The sequence below is a fragment of the Aliiglaciecola lipolytica E3 genome, assembly GCF_000314975.1.
Lineage (GTDB): Bacteria > Pseudomonadota > Gammaproteobacteria > Enterobacterales > Alteromonadaceae > Aliiglaciecola > Aliiglaciecola lipolytica.
Window position 1 is genome coordinate 22,060 of record NZ_BAEN01000058.1, and the last position, 14,633, is coordinate 36,692.

General features: G+C 39.4%; 14 protein-coding genes. 4 read left to right on the plus strand and 10 right to left on the minus strand.

Features of this window, described 5'->3' with window-relative positions:
* Positions 1–104 precede the first annotated feature (104 nt).
* Positions 105–578, plus strand: a complete 474-nt coding sequence (locus GLIP_RS14040; RefSeq protein WP_040523044.1) for a thioesterase family protein — start codon at positions 105–107, stop codon at positions 576–578.
* Positions 579–932: 354 nt separating this feature from the next.
* On the opposite strand, the gene GLIP_RS14045 is transcribed toward GLIP_RS14040, so the two are convergent.
* From GLIP_RS14045 to GLIP_RS14060, 4 genes are all read right to left on the minus strand, one after another.
* On the minus strand, positions 933–1,886 hold the full coding sequence (locus tag GLIP_RS14045; protein WP_008845314.1) for a transposase: 954 nt from the start codon (positions 1,884–1,886) through the stop codon (positions 933–935).
* Between the two features lie 195 nt (positions 1,887–2,081).
* Positions 2,082–3,131 carry a mechanosensitive ion channel family protein gene (locus GLIP_RS14050; protein WP_008845315.1) on the minus strand — a complete coding sequence of 350 codons (1,050 nt, stop codon included), beginning with the start codon at positions 3,129–3,131 and terminating at the stop codon, positions 2,082–2,084.
* Between the two features lie 13 nt (positions 3,132–3,144).
* Positions 3,145–4,482 carry an ABC1 kinase family protein gene (locus GLIP_RS14055; protein WP_008845316.1) on the minus strand — a complete coding sequence of 446 codons (1,338 nt, stop codon included), beginning with the start codon at positions 4,480–4,482 and terminating at the stop codon, positions 3,145–3,147.
* Positions 4,483–4,486: 4 nt separating this feature from the next.
* On the minus strand, positions 4,487–4,861 hold the full coding sequence (locus GLIP_RS14060; protein ID WP_040523026.1) for a hypothetical protein: 375 nt from the start codon (positions 4,859–4,861) through the stop codon (positions 4,487–4,489).
* 402 nt (positions 4,862–5,263) lie between these two features.
* Between GLIP_RS14060 and GLIP_RS14065 the strand changes: the two genes are divergently transcribed.
* Positions 5,264–5,719, plus strand: a complete 456-nt coding sequence (locus tag GLIP_RS14065; protein WP_008845317.1) for a DUF3010 family protein — start codon at positions 5,264–5,266, stop codon at positions 5,717–5,719.
* Between the two features lie 203 nt (positions 5,720–5,922).
* The gene (gene rarD, locus GLIP_RS14070) at positions 5,923–6,822 is read left to right on the plus strand and encodes an EamA family transporter RarD (RefSeq protein WP_008845318.1); all 900 of its coding nucleotides are present in this window, start codon (positions 5,923–5,925) and stop codon (positions 6,820–6,822) included.
* A 14-nt stretch (positions 6,823–6,836) separates the two neighbouring features.
* Here rarD and GLIP_RS14075 read toward each other — a convergent pair whose 3' ends face one another.
* Together GLIP_RS14075 and uvrD are read right to left on the minus strand one after the other, a co-directional pair.
* On the minus strand, positions 6,837–8,102 hold the full coding sequence (locus GLIP_RS14075; protein WP_008845319.1) for a diguanylate cyclase: 1,266 nt from the start codon (positions 8,100–8,102) through the stop codon (positions 6,837–6,839).
* Positions 8,103–8,116: 14 nt separating this feature from the next.
* The gene (uvrD, locus tag GLIP_RS14080; RefSeq protein ID WP_008845320.1) at positions 8,117–10,285 is read right to left on the minus strand and encodes a DNA helicase II; all 2,169 of its coding nucleotides are present in this window, start codon (positions 10,283–10,285) and stop codon (positions 8,117–8,119) included.
* Between the two features lie 211 nt (positions 10,286–10,496).
* Here uvrD and cysE point away from each other — a divergent pair, with 211 nt between their 5' ends.
* Positions 10,497–11,279, plus strand: coding sequence for a serine O-acetyltransferase (gene cysE / locus GLIP_RS14085; RefSeq protein WP_008845321.1), 783 nt, complete (start codon positions 10,497–10,499; stop codon positions 11,277–11,279).
* A 49-nt stretch (positions 11,280–11,328) separates the two neighbouring features.
* On the opposite strand, the gene GLIP_RS14090 is transcribed toward cysE, so the two are convergent.
* The 4 genes from GLIP_RS14090 to dapF are packed head-to-tail and all read right to left on the minus strand — an operon-like array spanning position 11,329 to position 14,530.
* A complete protein-coding gene (locus GLIP_RS14090; protein ID WP_008845322.1) occupies positions 11,329–12,051 on the minus strand; it encodes an HAD-IA family hydrolase in 723 nt (240 codons plus the stop codon).
* Between the two features lie 54 nt (positions 12,052–12,105).
* On the minus strand, positions 12,106–13,002 hold the full coding sequence (xerC, locus tag GLIP_RS14095; RefSeq protein WP_008845323.1) for a tyrosine recombinase XerC: 897 nt from the start codon (positions 13,000–13,002) through the stop codon (positions 12,106–12,108).
* A gap of 2 nt (positions 13,003–13,004) precedes the next feature.
* Positions 13,005–13,703, minus strand: a complete 699-nt coding sequence (locus tag GLIP_RS14100) for a DUF484 family protein (RefSeq protein ID WP_008845324.1) — start codon at positions 13,701–13,703, stop codon at positions 13,005–13,007.
* Positions 13,700–14,530: a diaminopimelate epimerase gene (gene dapF / locus GLIP_RS14105; protein WP_008845325.1), complete on the minus strand. Its 831-nt coding sequence runs from the start codon at positions 14,528–14,530 to the stop codon at positions 13,700–13,702. The genes GLIP_RS14100 and dapF overlap by 4 nt, the downstream gene beginning before the upstream one ends.
* Positions 14,531–14,633 lie beyond the last annotated feature (103 nt).

A 14,633-nucleotide genomic window follows, 5' to 3' on the forward strand; every position in this document is an offset into this window, starting at 1 on the left:
TAAATTGATGATGGTTTCGAATTGCTTAAGTTGATTTTACTTAAAAAGCGAGTTGGGGTATATGCTATTAGTAATGAAGTTTAACTAATATGACACAAAATAATATGGATACAACTGTACCTTTAAATTCAGATGCACTAGCTGAACTGGTGACGCAAATGTTTAGTCAGCAAATGCCGTTTAATCAATTGCTTGGATTGAAAATTAAAAAACTGGGTTCTGATGAAGTAGAAATAAAACTGCCTTGGGACGATAAGTTAATGGGAAACCCTATTCATAAGATATTGCATGGTGGAGTGACTGCGGCAATTTTAGATACGGTTGGAGGATTGATGGCGATTTTGTATGCGATCAAAGATCTGGGCGAAATTAGTGTTGATGAGTTTCAACGCACTTTGCCAAATGTCGGCACAATAGACATGCGGGTGGACTATCTTCGGCCTGGTAGAGGAAAAGAATTCATCGCTACGGCACAAGTAATTCGCAAAGGCAAAAAGGTAGCTGTCTGCCGCATGGAACTGCATAACGAGACAGGCACACATATCGCTTTCGGGACAGGCACCTATATGATTGGGTAGCAACACTGTGTTCAACCACAGCCAATCAATTAATTAGACAGTCACTTTTCCACAAATTGGACAGTCATTATCAAATTTGTGTTGAATTTGTGTATTCTAGGACAGTCAATTAAATAATTTGTGGGTATGCTTTCTTTAAAAATGTTAATTTTTAGGTGTTTTACGCTACTTTAAGATCGGATTTTATATAAAAGAATATTTTAGGGAACATGGTCGAAATCGAGAGCATAGGAAGATTGAACTAGATATTATTTTTGAAAGTTTTACTTTAATGTATGAGTTGAATTGAAAAATTGAAAACTGTATCACCACTCTAAACATTTTTTGCTTTGAAAGTTCTACAGGTTTCTAAGGTTATGCACTAATACCAATTAGTCGTTTTCTGGATTTTAGTTTAAAGCGTTTAATTGAACCTTTCTCACCAGCAGCAATTCCAAAGTTAGCTTCAAAATGTTGACTTATTTTCTCCCAAAATAGATAAGGTATTGTATGCGTTTGCAGTAATCGCGGAGAAGGTCTTTTGGATTGCATTTTAGTTAAAGTTTTTTGATAACTAAAATATATTAATTCCAAATAATCGTTTAACTTAAATGGCAACCTATTCGTTTGAGGGTCAGAAATATCCTTCTGAAAAGGCATCAACGCTGTTGGCTGTCCTCGTTGATTTAGAGCGTCTATTCGCCGTTTTATGCTAGTGTGTTTAGATTTATCAGGAGTGTCAGCAATATTAGCTCGAACAGGGTTCAAATCCACATATACCATACAGGCGAGCAGCGCTTTTTCATCTAATAAGGCTTGAGATTTAAACCTGCCTTCCCAAAAATGACCAGTACAGTCATCTTCTTTGTTAGCTTGTCGTGCAATAGGTTCATTTAATTCACGCATAAACCAACTGATGTCATATAAACGTTGGCGGTATATTGAAACTGTAGAAGATAATGTAAGCCGATGTGCTTTGCTAAAATTTACAGATGAGTTTTGAATGTATTGCTGGGCCAAGCTAGATGGCCTATGTATTATTTGCCAACGTTTAATTACTTCCTTATCAGACAAAGAGAGCGCTTTGGCTTTATTGACATGTAATACAACATGAACATGATTGCTCATGACGGCATAAGCACATACATCGATGCAAAAAACCGAAGCAAGTAAAATTAGGCGGTCCTCGACCCATTGACGCCGATGTTCATAGTTTTGTCCTGTGTGTTTATCTTTACCACACAAATAAGCTCGTCGAACACACCGTGACACACAATGATAATAAGGGGTATCGACCAGGCTAATTTGACTCTTTCTTGGTAAAGGCATCTATCTCTCCATTCTTACTTTAACAACATAAAGTTTAACGCATGGAATGAAGATGACGGTCTAGTTTTAATGAGAATGTAGTGATGACTGTCTTGTTTATCTTTTATGCCTGTCTAGTTTCTTGGTTTCTTGACAAAGTGACTGTCATTAAAAAACGACTGTCATTAATAAACGTTTGAAGAGATGTATTTGAGACTATTCACCTTGATCTTCGGCTGTAGAAGCAGTGTTTAATGCTTTTATTTTTTTATTTACATTGTCAATTCTGAGCTTGATTGATTCTTTTTCTTTGTTATCTGCCTGATTTAAGTCATCATTTAATTCAATTAGTTGCTTTTGTAATAACTCTTTATGTTGCTCTTTTTGTTCTGCTTCTTCTGCTTTATCAAAAATTACATGATCAACTTCCGCGATTGCTTGATCCACTTCTTCCCGTGGTTTTATAGGAATGATTTTTGAATCATCAGGTAGTTTACGTTGGTTCATGAAGCTTGGAGACATAATTTCTATTTCGTTGCCATGAAGAACATTAAGTACTTCGCGATTAAGTCGAGTTTTCGAACTTATTAAACTTTTGACCTCCTCTAATTTGCCACTAATTTTATACACAACAGAAAAGTCGTCTAACTCAACTATATGAACAAAAGGATCGGACAGTTGACAATTCGTTGCGGCTTCAAGTAGTAAAGATTCGACTCTTGAATGGTGAACGTCATAACCCAAGGATAAAGAAGTGGAAATTATTGTGCCTGAAGTGCGTGTAACCGTTATGGGGTGAGTGATCATGAATGTATTTGGTAGCGCGACTAAATCTCTAACTTCTGTTTGCACCTCAGTATCAAGTAACCCTCGCTCTACTACTCGACCGAAAAACTCACCTACTTGCACAAAGTCGCCTGTTCGAAAAGGCTTGGTGATCCTAAGCATTATTCCGGCGAGCAAATTAGCAAAAATTGTACTCGATGAAAAAGCGAATACACCGGATATCACTAAACCGATTAGCCCAATTATTTGATTCCGCGAGCTTTCACTTATAGGTAATGCAAAAATAATGGCTAACAGAGCAACAAGTGTCAGACCTAACATTATTAGCTGTCGAGAAAATAATTTCTCATTACCTGCGTCGGCGTGTTTATTAATTAGCCAATGATGGGCTACTGAAAGGATTACAAAAACCATAATTAGCGTAATGAGCAAAGGTATGAACGACATGGTTTGTTGTAACAGTGAATCTATTGATGGCACAAACTGCTCCAATTTATTTAATTAGACGATGTTTTAAATAAGGTTTAAACATCGATCGTAAATCTACTTTTGCTCTTAACTTAGTGGCTAACAAAAATAAGCCTCCTAGCTTCCGATGCAAAAAGATAGTGTCCACGGGTGGCGTGTGCAAATAGTTTTTATCTAAACTCAGTTGTGTGCCTATTATTCTGAGACGTTCTAGCAAATCGCTACTAGCAAAATCATATCCGCCTTCAATGAATAAAGGTTCACATGAGTGGAAACATATTTCTGTTATACTCTCCTGAGTCTGCTCAGAAAGGGCTTCTGTGATTAAACCTAATTGCAATGCATGCTTTTTGATGGACTTTTTATCCCGATTAAAACCTGCTTGCATTAAGTCAAGGTAAGATTGTGCCATTGATTTGGAATATTGTCTTGTCGCTCCAAAGTCGAGTAAAACGACATTATCATCTTTTTCGTCATATAAAAAATTAGCAAAATTGGGGTCTGTTTGAACAAGTTGAAACTCAAATAATTCCTTAAAAAACAATGAAAATAGTCGTTTTACAATGCTATCCCGAATTGCTTGGCTAGAATCCTCTAGATTTTCTATAGGTTCACCATCCAAAAACGTCATTGCTAAAACAGTTTCACTGCTAAGATCAGGTATCCATTCAGGAATCACATAGCCTTTGTCGTTTGTAATTTGGGAAGCGTATTGGGTTAAATGTTGCCCTTCGAGTAAGTAGTTGGCTTCTTCATGTAACTGAGCTTTTGCTTCGGACAAAAGAGGTTTTAAATCAAGCCCTTTGGGTATCAGCCCTGATAGTTTTATTAGACTGGCAACATTATCAACATCGCTATTAATACTTTGTTTTATGCCAGGATATTGCACTTTTATAGCAAGTCGACGTAAATCTTTGTCAATGGCTTTATGTACTTGTCCAATCGATGCTGAAGCAATTGGTTTTAGATGAAACTGAATAAATTTTGATTGCCACCCAGCGCCCCATTGTGAATCTAAAATGGTCATTAACTCTGATTGAGGCATCGATTTAGCATCTGCTCTGAGTCTGGCTAGTAGTTCAGACAACTCTTTAGGCAGAACATCCCCCGCATCCATTGAAATCAATTGACCAACTTTCATAGCGGCACCGCGCATTTGAGCTAGTTGGTCAGAAACTCTTTTGACGTTAGCTGGAGTTAACAGCAAGTCCTTTACCTTAGGTCTATTGCCCTTGGCCAACTCAGACACGCCCTCGCTTATCATATTACCCGCAATTCGTGAGGCTAAACTTCCCATCTTTGCGAAACGAGAAACTCTTCCTTTCGGGATTTTGGCTTCATTTGAAGATGATTTGGTTGTCATACTTTTAATTATTTTGGGTTGGATAGTGACTCGACAGTTCTTTCTCGAAAGATAAGCATGCCGGTGTTTGTCCAGCATTTTGTATTTCGTCGCAACTCAGTTCAGTAATAGAGTCTATGCATGCAATAGCAGACTTTTCGAATTCTCTGTTTCCCTTTACAACATTTGTATTCATCATGTTTTGACACATGTTATCTACCATTCCATCTATCATCATTCGCATTTCAGGAGTTACGTCATCCGTAACTTTCATCTGTTTTGTAACGCACATTTTGATATGTTCACATAACCTTAGAGAGGCACTTTCAATATTTTCTGCATAGGTTTTAAACGACAAAGAAATTATAAATACTGTGAAAAATATAAATAAACGAGACATGTTTGCTCCTACTTAGTTTTATAGGGTGAGTTGTTGGGAAGAGGCTTTAAAAGAGATTGCCCAATCTGAATTTCACAAAAACAATCGATCTGGCTGAAAAACCCTTGTTAACTAAAGTAGACTGTCCACGCTAAGAATTCAATGACTGTCCACATTATGAATTTTATGCCTGTCCACGAAAAGAGCTAATTTTATGCCTGTCCTTTAAATGAGCTTTTAGTCCACGAAACATGCCTGTCCATGATTTGCCTGGTCCATGAATCATGCCTGTCCATAATTTGGAATCTATAATTGGGCATTTAAAATATCTACGCAACCAAGAGGGAAAGGATTTTATTTAGTTGCAATAATTTTATCGAACATGAGATATAATTACGGAAATTAATTTGTTTAGGAGTAGTTATGAGAATTTGCGGTGTGGAAATGAAAGGGAGCGAAGCCAATTTATGTTTGTTGTCTTTGGAAAATGATGTTTTTCATATTCCTGATTGCCGAGCGCGAAAATTGACTTTTCCTAAGAATGACTCTACTGAAGATGTGCGAGAGTTTCAGTTTGCGTTTAAGAAATTAATGGAAGACTACAAGGTTGACGCCGTAGCAATTCGAGAACGCCCTACTAAAGGTAAGTTTGCAGGCAGTGCTGCCGGATTTAAGATGGAAGCAGCCATTCAATTAATTGAAAAACTCAACGTGACTGTCTTAACTCCGACGCATATAAAAGAAATTCTAAAGCGAAACCCTATTCCAGTAGCGTTTTCTGAAACGGGATTAAAAATGTTTCAAGAAGTCGCTTTCAGCACGGCATTTGCCTCTTTGATGAAAGAAAAATACGGTATTGAAGAAGCTCCAACTGAATAACATTAAAGCAGCTAGCAAATAAGCACATAGAAATATATTTGATGTGCTCCCCGTTTATTTCGTGAAAGATTAAAACGAAAGCGTTTTTATCTGCAATTAGCTAAATATACTGAGAGCCTTTAAATAGCGAATTATGTCATTATTTGCATTTCACAATGATCTACCTGACACTGCGTGTCTAATTTTAGAGCCTCAGAATTTCGATGTCCGATAAATCCATTAAAGCTGGCGTTTTGTTTGCCTTAGCCGCATATTCGATGTGGGGTTTTGCCCCCTTATATTTCAAAATGCTAATGATTATGCCAGCTACTGAGATTCTAGTTCACAGAGTGGTATGGTCTACCTTAGTACTGGTTTTTTTGGTGCTCGTTTTTAAACAAAATCAAAAAGTACGTGATGCGCTTAAAAACCCGCGAGTTCTGCAAATATTGTTGGTTTCAGGATTGTTGCTCGCAGCTAATTGGTTGCTTTTCATTTGGGCTGTGAATAATGACCATCTGTTAGATGCGAGCTTAGGCTACTATATCAATCCGCTACTCAATGTATTTCTAGGGCGAATATTCCTTGGTGAGCGGTTACGTAGAATGCAAAAAATAGCCGTTGCTACTGCGCTAGTAGGAGTTGGTATTTTAGTCGTATCTTATGGAGAGCTGCCTTGGATAGCACTGGTGCTTGCTTCCAGCTTTGGTGTTTATGGATTACTTAGAAAGCAAGTCGCTGTAGATTCCCTTCCTGGGTTGTTAATAGAAACCTTAATGATGCTACCTTTTGCAATAGGGTATTGGATATTTTTTGCTACACACATGAGTGACATGTTTACTAATGATGTAGATCTAAATATGTTATTGGTCGGGGCTGGAATCATCACCACAGCGCCCTTATTGTGCTTCACCGCTGCTGCGCGTCGTATACGCTATTCCACATTAGGCTTCTTTCAATATATTGGACCCAGTATCATGTTTTTATTGGCTGTCTACTTATATGACGAACCTTTACATGAAGCTCGATTAGTCACGTTTAGTTTCGTATGGATAGCGTTAGTGATTTTCAGTTTTGACTCTTACCGAGCTTATCGAAAATCGTTAAAAGGCATTGGTGTCTAATATTTAATTATGCGTTATAGATCGCCAACAACCTGATTTCGGCCATTCGCTTTTGCTTTATAAAGATGTTCATCCGCGATGGTTAACATCGATTCGATTTTTTTACTGGGTCGGCTGGTGACACCAATACTGAGTGTACAAGAGTGAGTAATTCCTTTGCTCTTAATTATCTTATTACTAACATCTTCTCGAAACGTATTGAGTAAATCAATCGCTTCTTTTTGTCCTACATTGGCTAGAAAAATGCAAAACTCCTCACCACCAAAACGAGAAAAGTGAAAACGCGAAAAGTGTCGAACAATCATTCGAGACACTTCTTTTAATACGACATCGCCAAAGTCATGCCCATAGGTATCATTGATTGATTTGAAGTTGTCTAAATCTATCAATGCCAACGACATTGATGCCTGTCCACGAATAAGTGTTGATGCCTGTCCACGAATAAGTGTGCTGTTTACTTGGTTAAAAAAGTGGCGGCGATTGGGTAGTCCAGTTAGATAGTCTGAGTTAGCTGCCCGGCGGATAGCGTCAATTTGCTCTATATGCTCAACATTTTGAACTACTCGGCAAAAGAATTCTTCGTGACAATATGGTTTGCGCAAAAAGTCGTTTGCGCCACTTTTTATGAAACGTGCTAGTAAAGAAGAACTATTGCTCGGTGACAAGCCAATGATGCTCAATTGATCTTTGTCATATAATTTTCTAGCTTCAGAGACTAATTCGATGCCCAGCTCATCTGCTAATTCCTCTTCAACTAACATTAATTTAATCAGTGGGTGTCTTTGTAATGTGTGTAGCGCTTGCTCGGAACTTGCAGCTTCGAAAGTGATAAAGTTGTGACGACTTAATAGTGCGCTTTTTTTATTCCGGTTTACTCTAGATTTATCTACCAGCAAGACGCCAATTTGTTTGTTTTTCTCTAAACGAATTAAAAGTCGACTTAGATACTCAAACATTTGCGCATTTTGTTTTGGAATGTAATCAACTACAGGTTTGGCTAGGATTTTTTCCCTTACATCCTCGTCTACTTCATCGGTAATGACGATTGTGGGAATAAACGCATCTATCGTAAAATTGATTGCTTGACCATGTGGTGCATCAGGAAGATTGTAATCCACAACGGCGCATAAATAGAGTTCTGGAGAGGTGGTATTAAAAATAAGCTTTGCTTGGGCAAGCGAATTCGCTACCACAACATCTAGGTTCGCCTTGCCAATTACGCGCTTAAGCACGCGCATACTTGACTCACCATCTTCTATTAACAGCACCTTAAATTTCATTGGCATTCGTTAGTTTAAATTTTCTCCAACTTAGCATAAGCCAACATTAGCCACTTTGTCCCTATATTGTCAAAATTCACTTCCACTCTTGCGTGTTCACCGCTTCCTTCATAATTAAGTACGGTGCCTTCTTGGAATTTACTGTGCTTTACTCGTTGGCCCAACTGAAAACCCGTTGATTCAAACGCCATATGTGAGGTGGCTGGCTGGAAACGATTCTGAACTGGACGGCTCACTGTGGTGCGCAGGCGGACTTCCTCTACACATTCGCTGGGTATTTCTTTTATAAAACGTGAAGGAGTATGATATTTATCTTGACCATATAAACGTCGTGACTCCGCGTATGTCATATATAGTTTTTGCATTGCGCGAGTCATTCCTACATAACAAAGCCGACGTTCTTCTTCCAATCTTCCTGGCTCTTCATGGCTCATTTGGCTAGGAAACATGCCCTCTTCAACACCTGCTAAAAATACCATTGGGAATTCTAGTCCCTTAGCAGAATGAATCGTCATCATTTGTACTGCATCTTGATGAGCATCAGCCTGTGACTCTCCCGCCTCCAATGAAGCGTGAGCTAGAAATGCCGAAAGAGGTGTCATATTTTCAGCTTCTTGCGGTGCTTCAAATTGTTTGCAGGCGGTTACCAACTCTTCCAAGTTTTCAATTCGGGCTTGGGCTTTTTCACCTTTTTCCGCTTGATACATAGCAAATAAGCCAGAATGTTTTATTGCATAATCAGCCTGTTGATCTAATTCGAATGCTTGTACTTCAACTTGCATTTTTAGGATGAGTTCAACAAACCGTTGTAATGCCGTGGCCGCTCGTCCTGAAAAGCGTTTTTCTCGAAGCATATCGTTAGTGGCTTGCCACATGGATAATTCATTACTTCTAGCCGTTTCGCGTATCAGGCTTAATGTCTTTTCGCCAATTCCACGAGTAGGGGTGTTTACTACGCGCTCATATGCAGCATCGTCGATAGGCTGGTTTATTAATCTTAAATAAGCAAGAGCGTCTTTAATTTCCTGACGCTCAAAGAAACGCAATCCGCCATAAATTCGATATGCTACTGATTCTTGCAACAACGCTTCTTCTAACACTCGAGATTGAGCGTTATTTCGATACAAAATTGCGCAATCAGCCAATGCGTCGCCTTTGTCGCTCCACTCTTTAATGCGCGCGACGATAAATCGCGCTTCATCCAATTCATTGAAGCCAGCATATAATGAAATTGCTTCACCTTGCGCATCTTCAGTCCATAAATCTTTTCCTAGTCGCCCCTGATTATTATCGATTACTGCGTTTGCGGCTTTGAGGATATTGCCAGTTGAACGATAATTTTGTTCTAAGCGAATTGTGGATGCGGTATTGAAATCGCGCAAAAAGTGCTGGATATTCTCAACATTTGCACCGCGCCAGCCATAAATTGACTGATCATCGTCGCCCACAATCATCATATTATTTTCATCACAACTTAACATCCGCAGCCAGGCATATTGAATGTTATTGGTATCTTGAAATTCGTCTACCAAGATGGCGCGAAAACGTTTTTGATAATGTTTGAGAACGTCTGGGTTATGTAGCCACAATTCGTGAGCACGTAGCAATAATTCAGCAAAATCAACTAAACCAGAACGATCACAAGTCTGTTGATATGCTTGGTATATATTTTTCATGGTTTGTTTGGTGGGATCACCTTGAGTATCTATGTGCTCAGGGCGTAAACCTTCGTCTTTGTTGCCATTGATGTACCACTGTATTGATTTAGGTTGCCAATTTTTTTCATCCAAATTTAGAGACTTAATAACCCGGCGAACTAAGCGGTATTGGTCATCTGAGTCTAGAATTTGAAAGTTTTCGGGTAGTTTCGCTTCCTTAAAGTGGATTCTTAATAAGCGATGTGCCAAACCGTGGAAAGTACCAATCCACATGGTATGTAGGCCAGACCCCATTAGCCTTTCTACACGACCACGCATCTCCTTGGCGGCTTTATTTGTAAACGTCACCGCTAAGATGCTGAAAGGAGCAAGTTGCTCAACTTCCATCAACCAAGCAATACGATGTACTAATACTCGTGTTTTACCACTCCCCGCACCGGCTAAAACCAACATGTCCGAAGGTGGAGCGGCCACCACTTCACGTTGTTTGTCGTTAAGTTGGTCTAACAGTCGAGATACATCCATAGCAAGCTTATTTTGTTTAATTCATTAATATTTGAAGTATATCAGCTATACTGTGTTTTTATACAACGAAAGGAATGGTTTTCGTGCTTTTTCCACGGTTTGTGGAAAGTAAGCTTGTATTTGAACGTTTTCGCCCGCACATCCGTTCTAATACCACACAATGCATAATGACAGGGCAATCGCGTAAGGTCCTTCACTTTAGGAGAACGACATGCCTATAGACAATTTTTGGAAAAGACTAAAAGCCGAAGCGGAAGAGCTAGTGGAAAGCGAACCCCTCTTAGCCAGCTATGTGCATGCGTGTATTCTTGCCCATCATAATTTTGAGACATCGCTAAGTTTTATCTTGTCGAATAAAATTCAAGATGAAGTGATGCCAGCATTGGCGATTAGAGAAGTGCTGGATGAAGCTTATTTGCTTGATCCTAAAATAGTGGAATCTGCTATTGAAGATATCGAAGCGGTTTTAACTCGAGATCCTGCGGTCGACAAAATTCTCACGGTATTATTGTATTTTAAAGGTTTCCAGGCGATCCAAGCTTATCGACTCTCCCATTATCTATGGGGAAAAAATCGCAAACAATTAGCCCTGTTTGTTCAAAGCCGAAATTCGCAAGTGTTCAGTGTAGATATACATCCTGCTGCAGTAATAGGAAAAGGCGTCATGTTTGATCATGCCACGGGTATTGTCATCGGCGAAACTGCAGTGGTTGAAGATCATGTATCAATACTCCAGTCAGTGACTTTAGGCGGTACAGGTAATGAATCTGGCGATCGTCATCCAAAAGTACGCCAAGGGGTTATGGTAGGCGCTGGTGCGAAGATTTTAGGTAATATTGAAATTGGCGCTGGTGCAAAAGTGGGGGCGGGTAGTGTAGTGCTTAAAAACGTGCCCAAGCATGTAACAGTGGCCGGTGTACCTGCTAAAATTGTTGGCATACCCAGTTGCGCTAATCCCTGCGAAACGATGAATCAAAATATCTATGAAGATTAGGTGTTTAAACCTAACTATAAAGATAGCTAAACTCAAAGCGACAATTCAGTTAATCGTCCACTAACAATCGTAATTCGTCGAGACTATCCAACTGAATATGAGGAAGAACACTTGTTCTTTCTCGTCTCAGATCCATTTTTCGGTTAATCGCATACCAAGCAGATTGCATTCCCGCATTGATTGCACCCATAACATCATTCTTCAGGTTATCGCCAACGTGCAGACAATCTTTCGGCGATAACTGCAGAACGGAACTAGCCTTAGAAAACATTGCATCGTGTGGTTTCATTGGTTGCGATAAATTCGCTTTAAAACAATGAGTGAAATATTCATCGATACCGATTTGTTGTAAATTAACGTTACCATTAGTAATCGCTATTAAAGGTACCTTTTCTGCCAGTGCGGATAATAAAGAACAAATATTCTTATCTACTTTGAAATTGCTGCGATGATAATAAAAGTATTCAAAACAATCTTCTACAGCTGTTGAGAGATGGCGTTCCCGATACCCCACTTTGTGAAGTCCAGTTTGCAGTGTATGTTTACGCAATGCGCCCATGTCAGAGACTAATTGTGGTTGCTGGGTTAAATGTTCGCGTTTGAATGTTTGCCAGTCTTGTTCGGAAAGCCTCGCTGTTTTGGGATAACTAGAGCCCAAATAACGGAACAGTTTGCGTTCCGCTTCCATGATAAAAGGATGGTTATCATAAAGGGTATCATCCAAATCAAAACTAATTGCTTTGACGGGGGAGAATGTTCGGTAAAATTTCATTTGAGAATGCCTATTCTTCTACTTTTTGATGCTTAATATTTTGAATTAATGGAGTTATTTGCTTTTACGCGCTCGAGGGTGTGCAGTGTCATATACTTTGGCTAAATGCTGAAAATCTAAATGTGTATATACTTGCGTTGTAGATAGGTTCGCATGACCCAATAACTCTTGAACTGCACGTAAATCACCACTGGATTCCAACATATGAGTCGCATACGAATGTCGCAACTTGTGTGGATTTACTTTTTGTTCAAGATGTTGTTTTTGCGCCCACAAATCCATGCGTTTCGCAATCTGCCGGTGGCTAATTCGGCGTTTATGCATACTAACAAAAAGTGCGGTTTCATCTGCGGGAGGGGCCATTTGGCTACGTACATCTAACCACTTCTTTAACCAAGTAGCAGCAGTTTTACCTACTGGCAACACTCTCTCCTTGCGGCCTTTACCGATAACCCGAATCTGCCCTTTAGTGACAATATCCTGTAAATCTAAACTAGATAATTCAGCCAAACGTAATCCACAACCATAGGTTAGTTCCATCATCGCGCGGTCACGTATTGCAAGTACTGATTCGGGATCAATTTCCAATAATTGTCCAACCTGATCTACATTCAGGTGTTTTGGTAAAGGTTTACCTAGTTTAGGCGTTTGCACGGCTTTAGCAGGGTTGCTCTTTAGCACGTTTTCAGCTACTAAAAACTGACAAAAAGTGCGCATAGCAGATAATCGCAACGCAATCGAACGTGGTGCGAGGTTTTTGCGTCTAGCCTGACTTAATATCGATTTAATGTGTTGTGGTGTAAGTTGCGACCAACTCTCGATTTCCAACTGTTGACCAACACTGATAAGTTGACGCTGATAATTGTCGAGGGTTTTTGCTGACAGGTTCCTTTCATACTTTAAGTAGGAAAGGAATTTTTCCAGCCAGTGATCTAAGGCTGGAGAATTCATCTTTAATATCCAGCCAAGTTTGGCAAAATAACATTCAAAAACTGCTGTAGCTGCGTAATTAGCAATGTATCCATATCTGGATTGAAGTGGCTGGCGTCTTTACTACCAATTGCCAAAATACCTAAATCCCCTTTATCGCCGAGTAGCATAAGGGCAACAGACTCAACATTGCCATCCGTGAACAACAGTTGCTTTTCGTGCTGACTTAAACGTCCAAAGAAAAAACAGTCGTGTTTGAAACGTTTTTCGATAAACAGTTTACGCTGAATCTCAGGAAGCGCATGCGCGCCCGAAAATGACTTTAGTACTACGGCTGATAGCTTAAGCCTGGGACGCATAAAGTCTTCTAATACGTCTTGTACTTCGCTGAAAAAACGGCAACAAAGTAGTTGCAGGTTTAGATCAGCGTAAATCCGATAGATTTCTTCATTTTGTTTGGCGACTGAAATAAGCTGATTGAGTTTGTGCGACAACAAACGGTTTTTCTTACGCAATTGCTCAGATTGTAATTCAACCAGAGACACACTGCCTTTTTGTTGATGAGGTATGGCGAGTTTTTCTGCCAACTCAGGATATTCAACAAAAAACTCAGGGTTGTCTAACAAGTAGTCTTTTACGTCTTTAGCGCTAATGACGTTCGCTACTTCATCAAAATCAGTTAGCATATCCCTATTAACCTGTTGTTGTGCTGTATCACTCATATTATGAGGGTTCCATCAAAAATATGTTCCGCAGGACCGGTCATTTTCAATACGTTGTCTTTACCTTGCCAGCGTATTTTCAACGAACCACCGGGTAGATCTACTAGTACATCTTTGCTTAGTTTACCTTGAATTTGACCAATTGCCACTGCCGCACATGCACCACTTCCACAGGCCAAGGTTTCACCCGAACCGCGCTCATGTACTCGCAATTTAATATGGTTTTCGTTGACGATTTGCATGAACCCAACATTCACTGCTTCTGGGAAGCGTTCGTGAGTCTCAAGTAATGGTCCGATATTTTCTACATCAGCAGTTTGCACATCGTCAACTTCAAGCACACAGTGGGGATTGCCCATAGATACAGAACCCACCATAAAGGTTTGATCTTGTGCTCGAATCAAATAAATATTTTCTTCTTTATTGGCTTTTAACGGTATTTTTGCAGGTTCGAATATAGGTCTTCCCATATTCACTGTTACTTGACCGTCTTTCTCAAGATACAACACCATCTTGCCAGATTTTGTACTAACAACCACTTTATTTCGGTTGGTTAGGCCTTTAATTTTTACAAATTTGGCAAAACATCTAGCGCCATTTCCACATTGGGAAACTTCTGAACCATCGGCATTAAAAATTCGATAGTGAAAATCTTGCTCAGGATCGTATGGCGGCTCAACCAACAATAGTTGGTCAAATCCGATCCCAAAATTTCTGTCAGCCAATTGCTGAATTTTGTCTTTTGAAAAAAACACATTTTGGGTGACATTATCGATAACGACAAAGTCGTTGCCAAGCCCATGCATTTTAGAAAATTGAATTTGCATTATTACTACTAAAAGTTTTATTACAGTTATATTAACCTACATATGCGACGACCAAAATAGCTATTTTGCAGTCAATTTGCGACATATTTAAAAAACCATAACA

Coding starts and splice junctions, on each gene's coding strand:
- GLIP_RS14040 (WP_040523044.1), top strand. CDS start 105: ATGGATACAACTGTACCTTTAAATTCAGATGCACTAGCTGAACTGGTG.
- GLIP_RS14045 (WP_008845314.1), bottom strand. CDS start 1,886: ATGCCTTTACCAAGAAAGAGTCAAATTAGCCTGGTCGATACCCCTTAT.
- GLIP_RS14055 (WP_008845316.1), bottom strand. CDS start 4,482: ATGACAACCAAATCATCTTCAAATGAAGCCAAAATCCCGAAAGGAAGA.
- GLIP_RS14060 (WP_040523026.1), bottom strand. CDS start 4,861: ATGTCTCGTTTATTTATATTTTTCACAGTATTTATAATTTCTTTGTCG.
- GLIP_RS14065 (WP_008845317.1), top strand. CDS start 5,264: ATGAGAATTTGCGGTGTGGAAATGAAAGGGAGCGAAGCCAATTTATGT.
- rarD (WP_008845318.1), top strand. CDS start 5,923: ATGTCCGATAAATCCATTAAAGCTGGCGTTTTGTTTGCCTTAGCCGCA.
- GLIP_RS14075 (WP_008845319.1), bottom strand. CDS start 8,102: ATGAAATTTAAGGTGCTGTTAATAGAAGATGGTGAGTCAAGTATGCGC.
- uvrD (WP_008845320.1), bottom strand. CDS start 10,285: ATGGATGTATCTCGACTGTTAGACCAACTTAACGACAAACAACGTGAA.
- cysE (WP_008845321.1), top strand. CDS start 10,497: ATGCCTATAGACAATTTTTGGAAAAGACTAAAAGCCGAAGCGGAAGAG.
- GLIP_RS14090 (WP_008845322.1), bottom strand. CDS start 12,051: ATGAAATTTTACCGAACATTCTCCCCCGTCAAAGCAATTAGTTTTGAT.
- xerC (WP_008845323.1), bottom strand. CDS start 13,002: ATGAATTCTCCAGCCTTAGATCACTGGCTGGAAAAATTCCTTTCCTAC.
- GLIP_RS14100 (WP_008845324.1), bottom strand. CDS start 13,703: ATGAGTGATACAGCACAACAACAGGTTAATAGGGATATGCTAACTGAT.
- dapF (WP_008845325.1), bottom strand. CDS start 14,530: ATGCAAATTCAATTTTCTAAAATGCATGGGCTTGGCAACGACTTTGTC.